Genomic DNA, 20,882 nt, shown 5'->3' on the forward strand with positions numbered 1-20,882 from the left:
GTGGCTTAAGAAAGAAGCGCGGCGCAGGCGGTCAGGGCAGCAAGCTCGGACACCACCTGCGCCGCCCCCAACACGTCCCCGGTCTGTCCGCCGATCTTGGCGCGGGCGACCATGGCGACCACAAGCGTTGCCGCCGCCGCGGCCAGCGCGGCCAGCGCCCCGGCGCTGATACCCACCGCCAGCACGGCCCCCACCACCGCAACACCCGCCCCAAGCCCCGCCGTCCAGGCCGGAGGCCTGCCCACATGGGACGCAAGGCCGCCCTCGCGCGCAAACACCAGGCGCGCCATCACCACCGCCATCGCCGCCCGACTGATCATCGCGGCTGCGAGGAGCGTAAGCGGAGCTGAAGCGAGGAGGGCCGCGAACAGCGCCCACCGCAGGCCCATCGTCACGATCAACGCGAGGACGCCGTAGGCGCCGATGCGGCTATCTTTCAGGATCTCCAGCCGCCGCTCTCGCGTCATCCCGCCCCAGAAGCCATCGGTGCAATCGGCCAGCCCGTCCTCGTGCAACCCGCCGGTGATCAGCAGCCCCGCCGCAATCGCCAGCCCCGCCGCGACGCTTGCCGGTAGGCCCAAAGCGAGGCCCGCCAGACCCACCAGGATTTGCGCCGCCGCCACGGCCAAACCGACCACCGGCCAGGCCCAGGCGGCAGCCGCCCCGCGCGCGCCGTCGCCGCCCGGAACCGGCAGGCGGGTCAGCAATTGCGCCGCCCGGATCACATCGCGGCCCTCAGGGAACGCCCGTGCCTTCGCGGTGTCGGTTTCCGGCATGAAAAGGACCTTTCTGCCGCAGGTCGCGCGCGGCGGTTTCCGCTACATATCAAGCGGACCGCGTCACGCAAGGGAACCTGATTTATGACCACACCCACGACCCTCTCTGATTTCCGCGCCGCCCTTTCCGCCGCGACGGGCCCCGATGCCGAGGCCCGCGCGGGCGCCGAGGCGCGCAACGGGCAGTTGACCAAGCCCCCCGGCGCATTGGGACGGTTAGAGGATCTGGCGATCTGGTACGCCGCCTGGCGCGGCGAGGCGCAGCCCCGGATCGCCGCACCCCAGGTGATCATTTTCGCAGGAAATCATGGGGTTGCCGCACGCGGCGTCAGTGCCTTCCCGCCCGAGGTGACGGTGCAGATGGTGGCGAATTTCGCCCACGGCGGCGCGGCGATCAACCAACTCTGCACGCTGGCGGGCGCCAAAATGTCGGTGCATCCGATTGACCTCGACACGCCCACGGCGGATTTCACCCAAGGCCCGGCGATGTCCGAGGCCGAGGTGATGGCGGCAATCAAAGTGGGGTGGGAGGCGGTCGACCCGGCCTCTGACCTCTTGGTCGTGGGCGAGATGGGCATCGGCAACACCACCTCTGCCGCCGCCATCGCCCATGCGCTTTTTGGCGGCGAAGCGGACGCGTGGACCGGGCGCGGCACGGGCGTGGATGACGCCGGGCTGACGTTGAAATCCAAGGTCGTGGCCGAGGGGCTGGCGGCGAACCCGGAGGCGGCGGAAGACCCGTTGCAAGCCTTGCGGTGCCTCGGCGGGCGCGAGTTGGCGGCCATGGCAGGTGCCATTGCCCATGCCCGCGTCCTGCATGTTCCGGTCATTCTGGATGGGTTCATCTGCACCGCCGCTGCCGCCGCCCTGGCGCAAGCGGTGCCGGGCGCGTTGGATCATGCGGTGGCGGGCCATGTCTCGGACGAGCAGGCCCATGGGACGATGTTGGACCACCTGGGTAAAGCGCCGCTGTTGCAATTGGGGTTGCGGCTTGGCGAAGGCTCGGGCGGGGCGCTGGCGATCCAGGTCCTGCGCGGTGCGATTGCCTGCCATTCCGGCATGGCGACATTCGCCGAGGCCGGGGTCGCGGGCGGGTAGACCGCGCAGTCCTAGCGCGACCCCTTTAACGCGACGGCGAGCCGCCGGGGCGGCGGGGGGGCTTGGCGGGCTTGCGGCTGATCCCCTTCAGCGCCCCCACATCGCCGCGGGTGCGTTTGGGCGTATCGGCACCGCTGGCCTCGTCCTCCATCTCATCAAGCTGGGTCAGGATCGCGCTTTCCAGGTTGTCCGTCATCTGGCGCGTCAGGGTCATATATTCTGCGTTTTCGGTGACCGGTACGCCCGGTTTCCAGACCTCCGCCAGGGCGCGCAGGTTCTGGCGGTCGTGGCGGTAGAAGGCGGTTTCCATCGCGTGGGCCTCGTAATCCGACAGGCCCATGTCCTCCAGCACATAGCGCGCGGCGCGCAGAGAGCTGTCGAAGACCTCGCGGATGATGTGATCGGCCCCCGCCTCGTACAATTCATAGACGTGGAGCAGGTCGTGGGCGCGGGCCACGACCGAGATCTCGGGGTGGTTGCGTTTGGCGTAGCGCACCAGTTTGATGGCGGAGTGTTTGTCATCGACGCAAACCACCAGCACCCGCGCCTTGTCGAGGCCTGCGGCCTTCAGAAGTTCGGGCCGCGTGGGATCGCCGAAGAAGCTTTTCAGCCCGAACCGGCGCATCAGTTGGATCGTCTCCAGGTTCGAATCGAGCACCACGGTTTTGAAGCCCGAGGCCATGACCATCCGGTTCACCGACTGGCCGAACCGCCCGATGCCCGCGATGATGATCGGGGCCTGCTCGTCGATCTCGTCATGTTCAGGCGCCTCTTCCCCGCCGTCTGAGAGCCGCGCGCCGATCTTCTCGTAGAGGATGAAGCTGAGTGGGGTCAGCAGCATCGAGAGCGCGACGACCAGCAGAAGGATCTCGGCCACACGGGTGGGAAACACCGACTGGGCGACGCCGAAGGCCACCAGCACAAAGCCGAACTCGCCCGCCTGGGCCAGACCCAGCGTGAACAGCCAACGGTCGCGCCCCTGCATCCGCGTGACCCGAGCGATGCCATAAAGCACCACGCCCTTCATCAGCATGATCGCCAGGGTGAGGCCGACGATCAGGAACGGATTGGCGAAGAGGGTGTTGAAGTTGATGCCCGCCCCCACGGTGATGAAAAAGAGGCCGAGGAGCAGGCCTTTGAAGGGCTCGATGTCGGCTTCCAGTTCGTGCTTGAACTCGGAATTGGCCAGCACAACACCCGCCAGGAAGGCACCGAGCGCGGGGGAGAGGCCGACGAGGATCATCAGAACGGCGATGGAAACGACGAAACCAAGGGCCGCGACGGTATAGAGCTCTTTCAGTTTGGCGTTGTGGATGACCCGGAACACGATGGGCGAGAGGTAGCGCCCGGCCAGGATCACCGTGGCCACCGCCGCCAGGGTGACCAGCGTCACGCCCCAGGCCGGCAGACCGTCGACGAGGGACAGGGAATGATGGGCATCCTCGGACACCCGTTCGATGGCGCCGTTCTCCGTAAAGCGGACGGCCGAGGCGGTAGCGAGAAGTGGCAGGAAGGCCAGCGCCGGGATGACGGCGATGTCCTGGGTCAAGAGCACGGAGAACGCGCCGCGCCCGCCATTGGTGCGCATCAGGCCCTTTTCCGTCAGCGTGGTCAGCACGATCGCGGTCGAGCTGAGCGCCAGGGTGATGCCGATGGCCAGCGCCAGGGGACCGGCGAGGCCCAGAAGCATCGCGCCGCCCGTCAGGATCAGGGTCGACAGCAGGATCTGGCTGCCGCCCAGGCCCAGAAGCCTGCGGCGCATGTCCCAAAGCGCGCGCGGATCAAGCTCCAGCCCGATGAGGAAGAGCATCAGCACGACGCCGAATTCGGCGTAGTGTTGAAGGTCCTGCGTCTCGGACCCGACGAGGCCCAGGACCGGGCCGATGGCCACCCCCGCCAGCAGGTAGCCCAGAACCGAGCCCAGGCCGAAGCGGATGGAAATGGGGACGGCAATCAGCATCGCACCGAGGTAGATGGTGATCTGAAGCAGGGTTTCGTCCATGGGCCCGTCGCGTTTTGGGGTGGTTGGGCAAACTGTAGCGGTTAGCGCGCTGGGGCGCGAGGAGGGTTTGCGTCCTTTGGGGGGCGGGCGCGTTGTTGGAGGGTTTGCGCCCTGTTCCGCTCTCCGTTTTGGGGTGCGAGATGCGGGCCCATCTAATAGAGGGATTGCGCCCTTTCCCGCTTCCCCTTCGGGGATGCGGGATGCGGGCGCGGGGGCCCTCGCCTTCGGCTCGGGCGGGGGCGGCGCTGCGCGCCGCGCCTCCGGCGGGGATATTTTTGGAACGGGGAAGTTGGTTTCGGTGAGTTTCGCCGCCGCGTGGTCTTGTGTCTGCGGTGGGAGTGGGCACATTGACAAGGGAACAAGGGGGACGCGCGATGAAACGATCACAGATCAACGAGATTATGGCGGAAGCCGAGGCGTTCATGCGGTCCTTCGGCTTCGTGTTGCCGCCCTTTGCCTATTGGACGCCCGAGGAGATGCGCGCGAATGCCGGCACGGCGCGGGCCGTGATCGAGGGGCGCTTGGGCTGGGACATCACCGACTATGGGCAGGGCAAATACGATGAATTGGGGTTGTTCCTGTTCACCCTGCGCAATGGCCGCTTGAGCGATCTGCAAGCCGGGGGCGGCATGTGTTATGCCGAGAAGCTGTTGATTTCAAAGCAGGATCAGATCAGCCCGATGCATCGGCATATGCTGAAGGCCGAGGATATCATCAACCGGGGCGGGGCCACGATGGCGATTGAGCTGAACGGCTCGGCGCCCGATGGCTCGTTCGATCCGGACGCGGGCGGCGTGGTGATGTGTGACGGGATTGAGCGGCGGTTTGGACCCGGTGAAGTGCTGTTGTTCGCGCCGGGCGAGAGCGTGACGCTGATGCCCGGAGATTGGCACAAGTTCTGGGGCGAGGGCGGGGACGTGTTGATTGGCGAGGTCTCGACCGTCAACGATGATGAGACGGACAATTGGTTCCGCGAGCCGATTGGGCGCTTTGCGGCGGTCGAAGAGGACGTCGCGCCGACGCGTCTGCTGGTCTCGGATTACGGGACGTGGTTGTAGGGCGAGGTTAACCCCGCCGCATGCGCCGGACGGCCTCAAGGTGCCCGAAGGGCGGTAGGCCAAGCAAAGATTCCCTCAAGGTGCCCGAAGGGCGGTCGCGCAGAAATCATAACGCCCGCCAACCGATGTCCTTGCGGAAAAACCCCTCGGGCCAGTCGATCTGTTCGGCCATGGCGTAGGCCTGATCACGGGCCTCTTGCAGAGTGGCGCCCCGGGCCGTGACGTTGAGCACACGCCCGCCGGTCGCGGTGACCTTGCCGTCCTTTGCGGTCGTCCCTGCGTGAAACACCATCTGGGACGACGTCTCGGGCAGGCCGTCCAAGCCATTGATCACGCTGCCTTTCTGGAAGCTGCCGGGATAGCCTTCGGCGGCCATGACCACGGTCATCGCGTGGTCGTCGGCCCAGTTCACCTGGGCGTCCGCCAGCCGCCCCTCAGCGCAAGCGAGCATCAGGTCCAGGGCCTGGCCGCCCAGGCGCATCATCAGGACCTGGCATTCGGGGTCGCCGAAGCGGGCATTGTATTCCACGAGGCGCGGCTGGCCGTCCTCGATCATCAGCCCGGCGTAGAGCACGCCGGTGTAGGGTGTGCCGCGCCGGGTCATCTCGGCCATCGTGGGGGTGATGATCTCGTCCAGCGCTTTCTGGGCGACGGCGTCCGTCAACACGGGCGCGGGGGAATAGGCGCCCATGCCGCCGGTGTTGGGGCCCTTGTCGCCGTCGAAGGCGCGCTTGTGGTCCTGGGCGGTGCCGATGGGCAGGCAGGTCTCGCCGTCGCAGAGCACGAAGAAGGAGGCTTCTTCGCCGCCCATGAACTCTTCAATCACCACCTCCGCGCCCGCAGCGCCGAAAGCGCCGTCGAACATGTGGTCGATGGCCGACAACGCCTCGGCCTCGGTCATGGCGACGACGACACCTTTGCCAGCGGCCAGGCCGTCGGCCTTCACGACGATGGGGGCGCCCTGGGCGCGGATGTAGTTCTTGGCAGGCGCCGCTTCGGTGAACTGGGCCCAGGCAGCTGTGGGGGCCCCAGCGGCGTCGCAGACTTCCTTGGTGAAGGTCTTGGACGCCTCCAGTTGGGCGGCGGCTTGTGTTGGGCCGAATACCAGAATTCCGGCATTCCTCAACATATCCACAACCCCTGCAGCGAGGGGAGCTTCGGGGCCCACAATCACGAAATCAATGGAGTTTTCGACCGCAAACTCGCAAACGGCGCTGGGGTTATCCACATCCAGGCTTGCACAATCCGCGATCTGGTCGATCCCGGCATTGCCCGGCGCCACGATCAGGCGGTCGCATTTGGGGTTCTGCAGAACCGCCCAGGCCAGGCTGTGTTCGCGGCCACCGGAGCCGAGGATAAGGATGTTCAACGTCGTGCCCCTTCTGCTAACTTGCGCGTAGGCATAAAGAGCGGGCGAGGGCGACACAACCATGCGCGATCCCGCGCGGGGCGCAGGGAAACCGCAAGCGAGTGGACGCGAGAGCATGGATGATCTGATCGACGACGACGGCGCGGCGGGGAACTCTCCGGAATTCACCGTTTCCGAGATTTCGGGGGCGGTAAAGCGCACGGTGGAGGGGGCTTTCGCCCATGTTCGCGTGCGCGGTGAGGTGGGGCGGCTGTCGCTGCCCCGCTCGGGCCACATCTATCTCGATCTGAAAGATGATCGCAGCGTGTTGGCCTCGGTCGTGTGGAAGGGTGTCGCGGCGCGGCTGACGCATCGCCCGGAAGAGGGGATGGAGGTGATCGCCACGGGGCGGTTAACCACGTTCCCCGGCCAATCAAAGTACCAGCTGGTGATCGACGATCTGCAACCCGCCGGTGCGGGCGCGTTGATGGCGATGCTGGAGAAGCGTCGCAAGGCCTTGGCGGCGGAGGGGCTGTTTGACGAAGACCGCAAGCAGCGGCTTCCGTTCCTGCCCGAGGTGATTGGGGTCGTGACCTCGCCCTCGGGCGCGGTGATCCGCGACATCCTTCACCGTTTGCGCGACCGCTTCCCGCGCAAGGTGTTGATCTGGCCTGTGGCAGTGCAGGGCGCGAAATGCGCGCCCGAGGTGGCCCATGCGATCCGGGGCTTCAACGCGATGACGCCCGGCGGCGCGCTTCCGCGGCCGGACCTGTTGATCGTGGCGCGGGGCGGCGGATCCCTGGAGGATCTGTGGGGGTTCAATGAAGAGGCCGTGGTGCGCGCGGCGGCGGATAGCGCGATCCCCCTGATCTCCGCCGTGGGGCACGAGACGGATACGACGCTGATCGACTACGCCAGCGATTACCGCGCGCCGACGCCCACGGGGGCGGCGGAAAAGGCCGTTCCCGTCCGCCTCGACATGCTGAACTGGTTGCGTCAGCAGGAGGGCATTCTGACCCGGGCGATCGCCGGTGGCCTGCAGGCGCGGGGGCAGCGGCTGACGGACCTGGGCCGCGCGTTGCCCCGGCCTGAGGCGCTGATGGAGCCCGCTCGCCAGCGGCTAGACCTGGCGAGCCTGCGCCTGGCGCCTGCGCTGGCGAGCCGCACCAAGGATGCTCGCGCACAGCTGGACCGGCTTTCGGCGCGCCTTGATCCGGCGCTGGACCGCGCGGTGGCGCGCAAGCGGTTGGCTTTGGGCGAGCGGGCCGCAGGGCTGACCCCGGCACGGCTGGCCAATGTCGCCCGGCAAGGCCGCCGCGATCTGGACCGTTTGACCCAGCGCCTTGACCCGAAAAGGTTAGCTGCGAGGGTCAGCGGGATGGAGGAGGGGCTGACCCGCACCAGCGCGCGCTTTGCGCAAGCGGCCAGCGCGTCCGTACACCGCCGCCGCGAGGCGCTGGACGCACTCGACCGTCTGCGCCGCACCTTGGGCTATACCGAGACGCTGACGCGCGGTTATGCCGTGATCCGTGCGGGCGAGGCGGTGCTGACCAGTAAGGAAGCCGCCATGCCCCATGCGGCGCTGGAGATCGAGTTTTCCGATGGACGCCTGGGGGTCACGCCAACCGGGGCCACGCCCAAGGCCGTCAAGAAACCCGCCAAGCCCAAGCCCCCCGGCGATCAGGGGACGCTTTTCTAGCGACCCCGAATGCGCGGATCCAGCGCGTCTCGCAAGCCGTCGCCGATGTAGTTCACCGACAGCACCGTGAGCGAGATGAAGAGGCCCGGCCAGATCACCCGCTCAGGGTTCTGGGAGAGCCAATCGGTGGCGTCAAACAGCAGGCGGCCCCAGGTGGGGAAGTCCGACGGGAAGCCAAGACCGAGGAAGCTCAGCGCCGATTCCGTGATGATCGCATTGGCGATGCCAAGCGTGGCCGAGACCATGATCGACGACATCACGTTGGGCAGCACGTGGCGCAGGATCAACCGCCAGGGCGGCGTCCCGATGGAGCGCGCGGCCAGCACGAACTCGCGCTCTTTCAGGGCCAACACGTCGCCCCGCACCACGCGTGCGGTCTGCATCCAGGACGTCAGGCCAATGACCACAACGATCAGCACGAAGATCCCGCCCTCGGGCCCGAAGGCGTTCCGCAGGCTGTCGCGGAACAGCATGATGATGACCAGCAACAGCGGCAGCAGGGGCATGGCGAGGAACAGGTCCGTTAGCCGCATCAGCGGCCCGTCGGCCTTTTTGAAGTAGCCCGCCAGCACGCCTACGAGCGTGCCGAAAAACAGCGCCAGAAGCATCGCGGTCAGGCCCACGGCAATCGAGGTTTGCCCCCCCACCATCATCCGCGCCAGGGTGTCGCGGCCCAATTGGTCCGCGCCCAGGGGATGGGCCCAGGACACCTTCAGCCCATAGATCGGGTTAGCGCGGCTGAAGGCCTCTGGCGCGGCGAAACAGGCCGGCATATCGCGGAACCACGCCATCCAGCCGTCGATCGAGAACCAGCCGCCGCCCACGCCGAGGCAGGCGATGATGTGGTTGGTGTTGCGCGCCAGGATGTCGATGTACTGACTGTCCACGGTCCAGAACAGCGGCCCGACATAGACGAACAGCAGCGAAAAGATGAAGAACCCCAGGCCAAAGAGCGCGCCCTTGTGGGTGCGGAACTGATCCCAGACGTCCCACCATTGGTTGCGCGGCGCCGCCATCTTTTGAACGGTGTCGGTTTGGATATCCGATGCGGTCTCAGTCATGGCGCCACTCAATCATATCTAATCCGGGGGTCCAGAACGCCGTAAAGAACATCGGCGATCAGGTTAAAGAGCACGATCAGCACCGCGAAGATGAAGCTGACGGTTTGCACGACGGGCACGTCACCGGCCTGGATGGCGATGATCAGAAGCTGGCCGATGCCGTTCACCTTGAACACCTGCTCGGTGATGATCGCGCCGCCGAAAACGGCGGGCACGTTCAGGGCAATCACCGTCACCACCGGGATCATCGAGTTGCGCAGCACGTGGATCAGCACCACCACGCTTTCGCCCAGGCCCTTGGCCCGCGCCGTGCGCACGTAGTCTTGGTTGAGGTTGTCGAGCATCGAGGCGCGCATGTAGCGCGAGATCTGCGAGGCGTTGAACAGGCCCAGGACCATGACGGGCATGATCATCTGGCGGATCTGGGCCCAGAACGTCTCCCAATCCTCGACGACCAGCGTGGTGTCGTAGACCGAGGGGAACCAGCCGAGGTTCACCGCAAAGATCACGATGAACAACACGCCGGTGAAGAAGGTGGGGACCGAGAAGCCGATCATCGAGATGAAGGTGCCGATCTGGTCGAACCAGGAATACTGCTTGTAGGCCGAGATCACGCCCAGGGGCACCGCGATCAGGATGCCGACGATATAGGACGTGCCCACCACCCACAGGGTCTGCGGCATCCGCTGCATGATCAGGTCCATCACCGGTGAGCGGGTCTGGTACGAGATCACGCGGGAATACTCATCTACGATGCAGGAGTTGTAGCCGCCATCGGGGAACATCTCGCCCCTTGTGCCGAGGTCGAGGTGCGGCGGATGCGGGCAGATGCCCGCGGCGAACAGGCGATCTTCCAGGCGGAAGATCCAGCCGTCGTCGTTGGAGAAGAACATGATCGGCTCGGTCCAAACGGTCTGTTTGAGCCATTTGAAGTACTGCACGAACACTGGATCGTTCACGCCCAGGCTTTCGCGGATCGCCTCGCGCACCTCTGGCGGGATCGTCAGCGGCAGGCCCGCCGTGGGGTCCGAGGGCGACAGCTTCACGATCAGGAAGATGATGAAGCTGATGAAGATCAGCGTCGGCACCGCAAGGATCAGGCGTCGGATGGTGAAGGTCAGCATGGGCGGGCCTTTTGGCGGAGGGGGGCGGCGATCATGATGCGGGCCCCGCTTGGCAAGTGGCAAAGATTTGGTTGGCCGCGTCGGGCGCGTCCGGGGCGCCGAAGGCAAGGCGCGCGCGCATCGGCGTTTCCGCCGCGAAGACTTGCAGGGCGACGCGCAGATCAGGCTGGTTGAAGAAGTAAACGGCCGCACCTTCACTGGTGCCACCGCGCTGCAACGCCTCGGTCCGGGGCAGGGTGTCGTCCTCGAAAGTCACATGGGCCGTGCTTGCATCAAAACGGACGTCGAAGTCCATCGACAGGCCCGCCGCATCGCGGCACGCCGTTCCGGCGCAAGCGCGGTCCGGCACGCAGGTCATCACCTGCATTGCGGCGGCAGCCGGGGAGGCGAGGGCGACAAGGGCAACAAGACAATGGCAGAGCATGCGCATATCAGGCGGCCTCTCTGGCGGTGCAGTTTCCGCGATAGGAGGTGTCGCCCCCCGGCAGATAGGTCAGGGTGATCCGGCCCTCGCGAAACGCGAGCAACAGGGCGGCCTGACCGTCCCCCCGGTAGCTGAGCACGCCGGACATGGCGTCCGCGTCGAAGGAATTGCCCACGACCTCCTGGCGCTGCGGCTCTGCGGCGTCGAGCGCGACGATGATCGCCTCGTCCGGCCAGTCGAAGTCGAGGGTGATATTGGTGATGCCGTCGGTGCAGCCGACATTGGCGGTACAGATCTCCGTTCCGATACAGTCCATGGCCTCAAACGCCCAGAGCCCCGATGGGGCAACTGCGAGGAGCGTAGCGAGGAGGGGTTTGGACAACATGGGAACGAAGTGACCTTGCGTTGCGGAGGAAGGCCCGCCCCCCGGAAAGGGGACGGGCCAAGATCACATCACTCGGGGATGCGGTGCCATTCGGCGATGTTCCACAGCTCCGAATCCCAGTCGGACATGCGGATGCCGCCGAGCGAGTTCGCGTGCGCAGACACGCCGCCCCTGTGGATCAGCGGGATGATGGAGTACGACTGCATGATCATGTCGTTCATCGCCATCGCCAGACGGCCCCGCTCGGCCAGATCAGCCGTCACGGCCATCTCGTCGACCAGTGCGTCATACTCTTCCGAGCAGAAGCGCTGGATGTTGGCGCCCTGCCACTGGGTGTCGGGACCCGGAATGTCCGAACAGCGCCAGTTGGCCATATACGCCTGAGGGTCAACGCCCGAGAAGTTGTTGGTGTACATCTCGATGTCGGCATAGAACTTCTGGAACGTATCGGGCGACGCAGGGTCGCCGCCGAAAAACACCGACGCGTCGATGTTGCGCAGCTCGGCGTCGATGCCGATCTCGGCCCACCATTGCTTCACCAGCGCTTGGGTGTCCTGGCGGACGGCGTTGGTGGAGGTCTGGTAGAGAACGCTTAGCGGCACACCTTCGTACTCGCGGATGCCGTCGCCGTCAGTGTCGACGATGCCAGCTTCATCCAGCAGGGCGATGGCGCCGGGGATGTCCTGCACGAGGCAGCCATCATTGGCGGTCGAGGCATAGGCCTCGGGTGCCGGCAGAACGTTACAGGTCGGCTGACCGCCGGCCCCGTAGCCCACTTCCACCAGCAACGCGCGGTCGATGGCCATGGACATGGCCTGGCCGATGATCGGGTTGGTCAGGAACGGGTGCGGTCCGCCCTCGACGGTGGAGCGCAGGTCGCCAAGCGCCGGGTCAGGGTTGGTCTGGTTGAGGTGCAGACGCTCAACAGACGTACCGAAAGCGGTCACGACCGTGCCGTTGCCCTGCGCTTCCATCTGCGCCAGGATCGTCGGGTCGATCTGCAGGTTCCAGGCGTAGTCGAACTCGCCGGTTTCCAGCACGGAACGTGCCGCTGCCGTCGCATCGCCGCCACCTTTGAAGGTCACAGAGGCGAAATGCGGCTGATCGGGCACGCGGTAGTTGTCGTTGGCGGCGAACTCGATCACGTCATTGGGGCGGAAGTCCGTCACAACGAAGGGGCCGGTGCCGATGGGGCCGAAGTTGGCCTCGGTGCACTCAGGCGCGCGGGCGCCCAGGCAATCGGCAAACTGTGCCGCCTGGATGATCGGGCTCTCGGAGCCGACCAATGCGGTGTAGGGGAAGGGCGTGGGCTGGTTGAACGTGATCTGGATCGTCGTGTCATCCACGGCCACGATGCTTTCCACGCCGTCGAAGTAGGACGCCTGGGCGCAACCGCCTTCAGGGTGGGTGCAGTATTCCCAGGTGAAGACCGCGTCAGCGGCCGTCAGGGCCGTGCCGTCGGACCACAGAACACCGTCCTGCAGTTCCCAGGTGATCTGGGTCAGGTCCTCGGAGATGCCGCCGTTCTCGACGGTCGGGATGCTGGCGGCAAGCCAAGGCACCATTTCGCCGGTGTCGTCGAAACGCGCGAGGCTTTCCAGAACCAGCGAGGCGGATTCAACTTCCTTCGTGCCGCCCGACAGATACGGGTTCAGTGTGGAAGGCGCTTGCCAATAGATGATGTTGAGGTGGCCCGAGCCGCCGCGGGCAAGGTGCCCGTCGGCCAGCGCGGCCATGGGCGCGCAGGCCATCGCGGCGGCGCACCCGAGAAGAATGGATGTTCGTTTCATCTTGGTTTCTCTCTCTCCTTGTTGGTCTCGGTCGTTCGTTTTGGTTGCTCGTGTCGCCTGGGCGGCGATCTTCTTGGTATTCAGTCGTAGAGGTGGCAGGCGACGAAACGGCCCGGGCGCACCTCTTGCATTTCGGGGTCCTCGACACGGCAGATATCGATGACCGAGGGGCAGCGGGTGCAGAAGTTGCACCCCTGCGGCGGGTTCGAGGGTGAGGGGACATCGCCTTGCAGGATCACCCGTTCTGCCACGTCGTGGGAGGCGGGATCAGGCTCGGGCACGGCGCTGAGCAGCGCTTTGGTGTAGGGATGCAGCGGGTCGGCGAACAGTTCATCGCGCGGCCCCAGTTCGGCGATTTTGCCCAGGTACATCACCGCCACCCGGTCGGCGATATGGCGCACCATCGACAGGTCGTGGGAGATGAACAGATAGGTCAGGCCCAGTTTTTCCTGCAGGTCCTCCAGCAGGTTCACCACCTGCGCCTGGATCGACACATCGAGCGCGGCAATCGGCTCGTCGCAGACGATGAACTTGGGGTTGAGCGCAAGCGCGCGGGCGATGCCGATGCGCTGACGCTGGCCGCCCGAGAACTCGTGCGGGTAGCGGTTGGCGAAATCGCGGTTCAGGCCCACGGCATCGAGCAGTTCATAGACCCGCGCGTTGCGCTCGGAGGTCGACATCTTGGTGTGCTCGCTCAACGGTTCTCCGATGATGGCGGCCACGGTCATGCGGGGGTTGAGCGAGGCTTGCGGGTCCTGGAACACCATCTGCATCGTCGGGCGCAAGCGCCGCAGGTCCTGCTCGCTCGGGGCGAAATCCGCCATCGAGATGCCCGCCTTCTGCGAGGCCATGCCCCGATAGAGGATCTTGGGGACCATATAGGCAAGCACCAGCCAGCCGAGAACCGCCGCGATGATCAGCGCTGCTGCCCAGGGGGCAAAAAGGAACGCGGCCAGGATCGCGGGAAAGGCCAAGGCCCCGACGATTGCGGTGATGACGAGCGCGATCAACAGGCACAGGTTCGCGACCTTCTCGGACTTTCGCGCAATGTCGCGCGCGGTTGGATTGCCCCAGGCGAGTTCTTTGTCGTCCAGAAGAATGGAGCCGTCCGTGGGCTCATAAAGGCGCAGGACGGCCCGTCCGCAGGTGGATTTGCCGCATCCGGATTCGCCCACCAGCCCCAGCGTCTCACCCTCGAAGATGTCGAAGTTGACCCCGTCCACGGCCTTCACATCACCGGTGTGCTTGCGCCAAAGCCCTGTAAAGATGGGAAAATACATCCGCAGATTGCGGACCTGAACCAACTTGCGCGCTGCGGGTGACGTGTCATCCAGCATTCGCATCCTCCCCGGACCAGAAACAGGCCGCATGGTGCCCGGCTTCGCCCACCTCGTGCAGCGGCGGGTTCTCGCGGGCGCATTGTGAGAAGGCGTGGGGGCAGCGGTCGCGGAAGGAGCAGGCACTGGGCGGCGCGCCCAACATCGGCGGCTGGCCCTGGATCACCCGAAGCCGGTCCGCGCGTTCGCCCGAGATGCTGGGAACCGTTTCCAGCAACATCCGCGTGTAGGGGTGGCGGGGGCTGTCGAACAAGGTCCGCACCGGCCCCTCTTCCACGACCTGGCCGCCGTACATCACCATCACCCGGTCGGCGATGCCCGCGATCACGCCCAGATCATGGGTGATCCAGACAATCGCCATGCCAAGCTTCTGGCGGAGTTCTTTTACCAGTTCCAGGATCTGCGCCTGAATGGTCACATCAAGCGCTGTCGTCGGCTCATCCGCGATCAGGACTTCCGGGTCGCAGGCCAGGGCGATGGCGATCATCACCCGTTGGCGCATGCCGCCGGAAAACTGGTGCGGGAAATCCTTCAGGCGCCGCTCGGCATCGGGGATGCCGACCAGCTCCAGCAATTCGACCGACCGCGCGCGGGCGGCGGTTTTGTCCATGCCCATATGTTTGCGCAGGGGCTCCATCAGCTGGTAGCCGACGTTGAACACAGGGTTCAGCGATGTCATCGGGTCCTGGAACACCATGCCGATGCGCGCGCCGCGGATCGCGCGCAACTCATCCTCGGAGATCTGCATCAGATCGCGGTCGCCAAAGTCGACGGTGCCGGCGCGGATCTCGGCGGGGGGCATCGGCAGCAGCCGGATCAGCGACATCATCGTCACCGATTTGCCCGAGCCGGATTCCCCCACAACCCCAAGTAATTCCCCGGCTTTCAGGCGAAAGCTGACATCGTTGACGGCATGAACCTCACCTCGGCGGGTGCGGAACACTGTCTTCAGATCACGGACGTCCAAGACGTATGGACCCGCCTCTTCAGGCATCTGAGAATCGGCCCCATCGGGCATATGTGGAGGTCCCCCTGACCTGTCGGATACGGCATCCCTTTGTTCGATCTCTCGAAACGGGCGCTCTATGCCGTTGACGCTACCACGAAATTTTCATCTCGCAAGGGCCATCGTGCCTGACGTTGCGTGGAGATTAATCGCGCGCCCATTCTTTGGGCATCTCGAAAAGCAGGTGGCCTTGACGCCCTCGCCACGCGCGCTCAGGGTTGGCACGCCTGCGCCCCCATCATTGGATGCCCCCATGACCCAAGTCCTGTCCCCTCGCGATCTTCTATCCAAACTTGTGGCCTTCCCCACCGTTAGCCGCGACAGCAATCTGGAGCTGGTGGATTGGGTGGCAGAGTATCTGGCGGGGCACGGCATCGACACGGCGCGGGATCTGGACGCAACGGGCAAGAAAGCCTCGCTCTTTGCCCATGTGGGGCCAGAGGTGGACGGTGGCATCGTCTTGTCGGGCCACACGGATGTGGTCCCGGTGGACGGCCAGGCCTGGGACACGGACCCGTTCTGGGTGACCGAGAAAGATGGCAAGCTCTACGGGCGCGGCACCTGCGACATGAAGGGGTTTGATGCGCTGGCGATCTGGGGCGTGGTGGAGGCCAAGCGGCGCGGCGTGTCGCGGCCCCTGCAATTGGGCCTGTCGCGTGACGAGGAAATCGGCTGCGTCGGCGCGCCGCCCATGATCGAGGCGATGGCCGCCGCAGGCCTGCCCAAAGCGTCGATGGCGATCATCGGAGAGCCCACGGATATGGGCATCATCAATGGCCACAAGGGCGGATCGGGGTTTGAAATCCACGTTCGCGGGTTCGAGGTTCATTCCTCCCTGCAGGATCGCGGCGTCTCGGCCATTCACGAGGCCGCCCGCCTGATCCAATGGTGCAATGAGCAGAACGAGGCCTCTGCCGCCGCCGCTGACCCGAACTCTCCCTTCGATCCGCCCTACAGCACGCTGCACGTGGGCACGATTGAGGGCGGCACCGCCAACAACATCACCGCCAAGGATTGCTTCCTGATCCTGGGCCTGCGGGCCTTGCCCACAGAGTCGGTGCCGGAATGGCACCAGAAGATCCGCGATGAGATTGCGCGGATCGAGGCGGGGATGAAGGCCGTAGTACCCAGCACCGAAATCCGCGTGATGCCGAAGTACGGCGTGCCGGGCCTGCGCGCCGAGGACGGGGGCGAGGCGGAAGCCATGGTGCGCAAGCTGACTGGCCTGAACTCCAGCGGTGTCGTCAGTTTCGGGACGGAAGCGGGGCAGTTCCAGGCGGCGGGCTATTCGGCGGTGGTCTGCGGGCCGGGCTCCATCGAGCAGGCGCACCAGCCCAATGAATTCATCACCGTCGACCAGTTCCAGCAGGGCCAAGCCTTCATCGAGAAGCTCTTGTCCGAGGTTGCATGACGTTTCCTTTCCGGGCGACGCGGCCCGTTCAGTTCAACGATGATCTGCCCCAAGCCGTAGACCTTGCCGTGATTGGCGGCGGCGTCCTGGGCATCTGCACGGCGCTTTATGCCGCGCGGGCGGGGCTGTCTGTCGTGGTGCTGGAAAAGGGCCGCGTGGCCGCCGAGCAATCGGGCCGCAACTGGGGCTGGATCCGCGTTCAGGGCCGCGATGAGGCCGAGATCCCGATTGCGCTGGAGGCGCAACGCCTGTGGCAAGACCTCGACGTGGAAGCGCAGGGAAGGCTTGGCGTGCGGCAGTTGGGCGTGACGTATTTTGCCCGCGATATGAAGCAATTGGCGGTGTATCAGAAGTGGATCGAGATGGCGCGCCCCTACGGCGTGTCGTCCCACATCATGACGCGGCAAAAGCTGATGGAGGTCCTGGGCCATCCGAACGGTCTCTGGGTCGGCGGGCTGCACACGCCCACCGACATGAAGGCCGAGCCCTGGGTCGCGGTGCCGGAACTGGCGCGGATGGCGCAGGCCGAGGGCGCGTTGGTGCGCGAGAACTGCGCCGTGCGGACGCTGGACGTGGAGGCGGGCCGGGTGACGGGCGTGGTGACGGAAGCGGGCCGTGTGAAGGCGGGGCAGGTGGTGCTGACGGGCGGGTCCTGGTCGTCGCTGTTTCTGCGCCGCCACGGCGTCGACATCCCGCAACTGTCCGTCCGTTCCACCGCGATGGCCACGCAGCCGCTGCCGCAGGTGCTGAACACGGCGGCCGTGGATGATCGCCTCGCCATGCGCCCGCGTGCCGATGGCGGCTATACGCTCGCGCCCGCTGCATATGGAGAGCTTTTTACCGGCCCCGATGCGCTGCGCCATATCCGCCGCTACCTGCCGCTCGCCCTGACCGGAGACTTTGAGATCTTTCTGCGCGGTCCCGCGCCGCGCGACTACCCCGACGCGATCCGCACCGCCCGCATCTGGCACGCCGATGAGCGCACGCCGTTTGAGCGTCTGCGCGTGCTCGACCCGCGGCCTAACGTGGCCAAGGTCTCGGAGATCAAGCGCCGTTTCGCCCAGGCTTATCCGCAGGTGGGAGAGGTCCAGACCATGGCCGCCTGGGCCGGAATGATCGACGTGCTGCCCGATGTCGTGCCCGTTGTGGACCACGTGGCAAAGCTGCCCGGCCTGATCGTGGCAACGGGCATGTGCGGGCACGGCTTCGGCATTGGCCCGGGCTTTGGGCGGATCCTGGCCGATATGGCGCAGGGCAACGCGCCGGGCCACGACCTCTCGCGGTTTTGCATGGCGCGGTTTTCCGATGGCTCTAAGCTGCGTCCAGGACCAAATCTCTAATCGCTTGAAGGGGACCCGCCTCGGTGTCACCCTTCGGCCAACATCGAATATGGGAAATGACCAATGCCAGTGAAAAACCGCTTCGCCGAATTGCTGCCCGAAATCACCGAATGGCGCCGGGATCTGCATGAACACCCCGAGATCCTTTTCGAGACGCATCGGACCTCGGCCATCGTGGCTGAGAAGCTGAAAGAGTTTGGCTGTGATGAGATTGTCACCGGCCTGGGCCGCACCGGCGTCGTGGGCGTGATCAAGGGCAAGACGAACACGTCGGGCAAGACCCTGGGTCTGCGCGCCGACATGGACGCGCTGCCGATCTTTGAGGATACCGGGTTGGAATATGCCTCCAAAACGCCGGGCGCGATGCATGCTTGCGGCCACGATGGCCACACGGCGATGCTTCTAGGCGCCGCGAAATACCTGGCCGAGACGCGGAACTTCGACGGCACCGTCGCGGTGATCTTCCAACCCGCCGAGGAGGGGGGCGGCGGCGGTAAGGAGATGTGCGACGACGGCATGATGGACCGTTTCGGCATCGATGAGGTCTACGGCATGCACAATTGGCCCGGCAAACCCGTGGGTTCCTTCGGTATCCGCGCAGGCGCGTTCTTTGCGGCCACGGACACGTTCGAGGTGCAGTTCAAAGGCAAAGGCGGGCACGCGGCCAAGCCCAACACGACGATTGATACCACCGTCATGGCCGCCCAGGCGGTCGTCGCGCTGCAATCCATCGTGGCGCGCAATGCCGACCCGGTCAGCCAGATCGTCGTCTCGGTCACCTCGCTGGAGACCGAGAGCAAAGCCTTCAACGTGATCCCCGAAACGGTCACCATGCGCGGCACCGTGCGCACGATGTCCGAGGAAAACCGGGATCTGGCCAACAAACGCGTGCCCGAGATCTGCGAAGGCGCCGCCGCGATGATGGGCGGGCGCGCCGAAGTGAATTACGTGCGCGGCTACCCGGTGATGGTGAACTCCGAAGAGCAAACCGCCTTCGCCGCCGAGGTCGCCACCAGCGTCTCGGGCGGTTGCGATGACGTGCCCCTGGTGATGGGCGGCGAGGACTTCGCCTTCATGCTGGAAGAACGCCCCGGCGCCTATATCCTGGTCGGCAACGGCGATACGGCGATGGTCCACCACCCCAAGTACAACTTCAACGACGAGGCGATCCCGGCGGGATGTTCGTGGTGGGCAGAGATCGTGGAGAAGCGGATGCCGGCGGCTTGATCGCGGGGCTGCTCAAGCTTGAGCAGGGGGCTAAGCATCTGAAATAATGTGTTAAAGTGTTTTTTCAGTTTGCGAGTGGCGTCCAGGCCGTGTGGCATCGGGCAATTGCGTGATCAGCGCCTGAATGGCACGACCCGGAGCATGGCACGCAACGGCGGTGTTGAAGTTGGCGCACAACTCCGCCTGGTCGACCTGACCTTTTTCACCCGTGCCCGGAACGCCCGCGATCTGCGTTGCGGGAGGACGACCTGTCGCAAGGTTGGGCCTTTGCCGGTCACAGACGCGACCATTCACCTGAGCTTCGGGTCCGGCACCTTCCGCAACTGACAGACGACCGGCGGTGCCGCGTCGTTTCAGCCATCCATGATCAGCCGGAAGCTCACGCCTGCGGTCTTCGCGCGGCGTAGCTCTTTGGTGAAGGCGTCCAGCTGCTCGACCAGATAGGCGGGGTTTGCACCACCGTCGGGCCAGTCTTCCCACGCGGCACGCAAACTCTCGGCCCAGGTCAGGCCCACGTATGGATCCTGCCAATTCGCCATGTTTTCCCGCCAGGCTGTGCGTGCCTCGGGCGGGCGCCGGGCGGCCATGGCGTCGTGGGTGATCTTGTCGATGCCAAACATGTCGCGGACCGAGGGAATTTCCAGCTGATCAAACAGGTCGTCCCAATCGCCATTGGCGAAATCGGACAGGTCGAAGAACTCTTCCCCTCCCTGAAAGCTGTCTGAGGGGGGATGAAATTCCGCGAAAATCTCGGGCATGTCAGCCGCCCGTGTGGCTCATGTGGCGCGACATCTGGCCGTCGGCGACCTGGCGCGAATAGTCGAAATCATGGCCCTTGGGCTTGCGCCCAATGGCCGCTCGGATCGCGTCTTCCAGCAGGTCGTTGTCGGGGCTCGCCCGCAGCGGCGCGCGCAGGTCGGCCATGTCTTCCTGGCCCAGGCACATGTAGAGCTGCCCCGTGCAGGTCAGGCGCACGCGGTTGCAGGACTCACAAAAGTTGTGGGTCAGCGGCGTGATGAAGCCGATTTTCTGGCCCGTCTCGGTCAGTTGCACGTATCGGGCGGGGCCGCCGGTGCGCTCGGCCAGGTCGATCAGGGTGAACTTCTCGGCCAGTCGCGCGCGCAGGTCCTTGAGGGACCAATATTGGTCAAGCCGGTCCTCGTTGCCCAGATCGCCCATGGGCATGACCTCGATAAACGTCAGGTCCATTCCGCGCGCGAGGCACCACTCCTGAAGCGTGAACAGCTCATCCTCGTTGAAGCCCTTGAGCGCCACCGCGTTGATCTTCACCTTCAGGCCCGCGGCCAGCGCCGCATCGACGCCTTCCAGCACCTGTTTCAGGCGACCCCAGCGGGTGATCTCGGCGAATTTCGCCTCATCAATCGTGTCGAGCGAGATGTTGATCCGTTTGACACCTGCCGCCACCAAAGGCTCCGCGAAACGGGCGAGTTGGCTGCCATTGGTGGTCAGCGTCAGTTCCTCCAGCGCGCCGCTGTCCAGGTGCCGTTTCATGCCTTGGAAAAACGTCATGATATCGCGCCGCACGAGGGGTTCGCCCCCGGTGATGCGCAGCTTGCGCACGCCCAGGCCGATGAAGGTGGAGCACATGCGATCCAGCTCTTCCAGCGTCAGAAGCTCCTTCTTGGGCAGGAACTGCATGTTCTCGGACATGCAATAGACGCAGCGAAAATCGCAGCGGTCGGTGACGCTGACGCGCAGGTAGGTGATCGCGCGGGCGAAGGGATCGATGAGGGGGGCGGCCTGTGTCATGGGCGGACAGTAGGAGGCCGCCGGGG

General features: G+C 65.3%; 19 protein-coding genes. 7 read left to right on the top strand and 12 right to left on the bottom strand.

Annotated elements, in window-relative coordinates; genetic code table 11:
• Window positions 1-5: 5 nt before the first annotated feature.
• A complete protein-coding gene (locus AC6I9R_RS06855) occupies window positions 6-776 on the bottom strand; it encodes an adenosylcobinamide-GDP ribazoletransferase (RefSeq protein WP_461428079.1) in 771 nt (256 codons plus the stop codon).
• Between the two features lie 84 nt (window positions 777-860).
• On the opposite strand from AC6I9R_RS06855, the gene cobT reads away from it, so the two are divergent.
• Window positions 861-1,874: a nicotinate-nucleotide--dimethylbenzimidazole phosphoribosyltransferase gene (gene cobT, locus AC6I9R_RS06860; RefSeq protein WP_461428080.1), complete on the top strand. Its 1,014-nt coding sequence runs from the start codon at window positions 861-863 to the stop codon at window positions 1,872-1,874.
• Window positions 1,875-1,899: 25 nt separating this feature from the next.
• Here the strand turns inward: cobT and AC6I9R_RS06865 are convergent, their stop codons facing one another.
• Window positions 1,900-3,876, bottom strand: coding sequence for a cation:proton antiporter domain-containing protein (locus tag AC6I9R_RS06865; RefSeq protein ID WP_461428081.1), 1,977 nt, complete (start codon window positions 3,874-3,876; stop codon window positions 1,900-1,902).
• Window positions 3,877-4,250: 374 nt separating this feature from the next.
• Between AC6I9R_RS06865 and AC6I9R_RS06870 the strand changes: the two genes are divergently transcribed.
• Window positions 4,251-4,934, top strand: coding sequence for a D-lyxose/D-mannose family sugar isomerase (locus tag AC6I9R_RS06870; RefSeq protein ID WP_461428082.1), 684 nt, complete (start codon window positions 4,251-4,253; stop codon window positions 4,932-4,934).
• 106 nt (window positions 4,935-5,040) lie between these two features.
• Here AC6I9R_RS06870 and purD read toward each other — a convergent pair whose 3' ends face one another.
• Complete coding sequence (purD, locus tag AC6I9R_RS06875; RefSeq protein WP_461428083.1) at window positions 5,041-6,303, bottom strand: phosphoribosylamine--glycine ligase; 1,263 nt, start codon at window positions 6,301-6,303, stop codon at window positions 5,041-5,043.
• Between the two features lie 115 nt (window positions 6,304-6,418).
• On the opposite strand from purD, the gene xseA reads away from it, so the two are divergent.
• Window positions 6,419-7,981 (top strand): exodeoxyribonuclease VII large subunit, encoded by a 1,563-nt coding sequence (gene xseA, locus AC6I9R_RS06880; RefSeq protein ID WP_461428084.1) that lies wholly within the window; start codon window positions 6,419-6,421, stop codon window positions 7,979-7,981.
• On the opposite strand, the gene AC6I9R_RS06885 is transcribed toward xseA, so the two are convergent.
• From AC6I9R_RS06885 to AC6I9R_RS06915, 7 genes are all read right to left on the bottom strand, one after another.
• A complete protein-coding gene (locus tag AC6I9R_RS06885) occupies window positions 7,978-9,042 on the bottom strand; it encodes an ABC transporter permease (RefSeq protein ID WP_461428085.1) in 1,065 nt (354 codons plus the stop codon). The genes xseA and AC6I9R_RS06885 overlap by 4 nt on opposite strands.
• 8 nt (window positions 9,043-9,050) lie before the next feature.
• On the bottom strand, window positions 9,051-10,166 hold the full coding sequence (locus AC6I9R_RS06890) for an ABC transporter permease (protein WP_461428086.1): 1,116 nt from the start codon (window positions 10,164-10,166) through the stop codon (window positions 9,051-9,053).
• Between the two features lie 31 nt (window positions 10,167-10,197).
• Window positions 10,198-10,596 (bottom strand): hypothetical protein, encoded by a 399-nt coding sequence (locus AC6I9R_RS06895; protein ID WP_497863080.1) that lies wholly within the window; start codon window positions 10,594-10,596, stop codon window positions 10,198-10,200.
• Between the two features lies 1 nt (window position 10,597).
• On the bottom strand, window positions 10,598-10,975 hold the full coding sequence (locus AC6I9R_RS06900) for a hypothetical protein (RefSeq protein WP_461428088.1): 378 nt from the start codon (window positions 10,973-10,975) through the stop codon (window positions 10,598-10,600).
• A gap of 68 nt (window positions 10,976-11,043) precedes the next feature.
• Window positions 11,044-12,765, bottom strand: a complete 1,722-nt coding sequence (locus tag AC6I9R_RS06905) for a peptide ABC transporter substrate-binding protein (RefSeq protein WP_461428089.1) — start codon at window positions 12,763-12,765, stop codon at window positions 11,044-11,046.
• Between the two features lie 80 nt (window positions 12,766-12,845).
• The gene (locus tag AC6I9R_RS06910) at window positions 12,846-14,102 is read right to left on the bottom strand and encodes an ABC transporter ATP-binding protein (RefSeq protein ID WP_461428090.1); all 1,257 of its coding nucleotides are present in this window, start codon (window positions 14,100-14,102) and stop codon (window positions 12,846-12,848) included.
• A complete protein-coding gene (locus AC6I9R_RS06915) occupies window positions 14,092-15,096 on the bottom strand; it encodes an ABC transporter ATP-binding protein (RefSeq protein ID WP_461428189.1) in 1,005 nt (334 codons plus the stop codon). Before AC6I9R_RS06915 ends, AC6I9R_RS06910 begins: the two co-directional genes overlap by 11 nt.
• A gap of 265 nt (window positions 15,097-15,361) precedes the next feature.
• On the opposite strand from AC6I9R_RS06915, the gene argE reads away from it, so the two are divergent.
• From argE to AC6I9R_RS06935, 4 genes are all read left to right on the top strand, one after another.
• Window positions 15,362-16,519 (top strand): acetylornithine deacetylase, encoded by a 1,158-nt coding sequence (argE, locus tag AC6I9R_RS06920; RefSeq protein ID WP_461428091.1) that lies wholly within the window; start codon window positions 15,362-15,364, stop codon window positions 16,517-16,519.
• Complete coding sequence (locus AC6I9R_RS06925; protein WP_461428092.1) at window positions 16,516-17,859, top strand: NAD(P)/FAD-dependent oxidoreductase; 1,344 nt, start codon at window positions 16,516-16,518, stop codon at window positions 17,857-17,859. Before argE ends, AC6I9R_RS06925 begins: the two co-directional genes overlap by 4 nt.
• A gap of 63 nt (window positions 17,860-17,922) precedes the next feature.
• Window positions 17,923-19,086 (top strand): M20 aminoacylase family protein, encoded by a 1,164-nt coding sequence (locus AC6I9R_RS06930; protein ID WP_461428093.1) that lies wholly within the window; start codon window positions 17,923-17,925, stop codon window positions 19,084-19,086.
• Window positions 19,087-19,227: 141 nt separating this feature from the next.
• Window positions 19,228-19,413 (top strand): hypothetical protein, encoded by a 186-nt coding sequence (locus AC6I9R_RS06935; RefSeq protein ID WP_461428094.1) that lies wholly within the window; start codon window positions 19,228-19,230, stop codon window positions 19,411-19,413.
• A 26-nt stretch (window positions 19,414-19,439) separates the two neighbouring features.
• Here AC6I9R_RS06935 and AC6I9R_RS06940 read toward each other — a convergent pair whose 3' ends face one another.
• The gene (locus AC6I9R_RS06940) at window positions 19,440-19,844 is read right to left on the bottom strand and encodes a hypothetical protein (RefSeq protein ID WP_461428095.1); all 405 of its coding nucleotides are present in this window, start codon (window positions 19,842-19,844) and stop codon (window positions 19,440-19,442) included.
• Window position 19,845: 1 nt separating this feature from the next.
• Window positions 19,846-20,856, bottom strand: a complete 1,011-nt coding sequence (gene moaA / locus AC6I9R_RS06945; RefSeq protein WP_461428096.1) for a GTP 3',8-cyclase MoaA — start codon at window positions 20,854-20,856, stop codon at window positions 19,846-19,848.
• Window positions 20,857-20,882: the final 26 nt, after the last annotated feature.

This window comes from Gymnodinialimonas sp. (genome assembly GCF_059726805.1).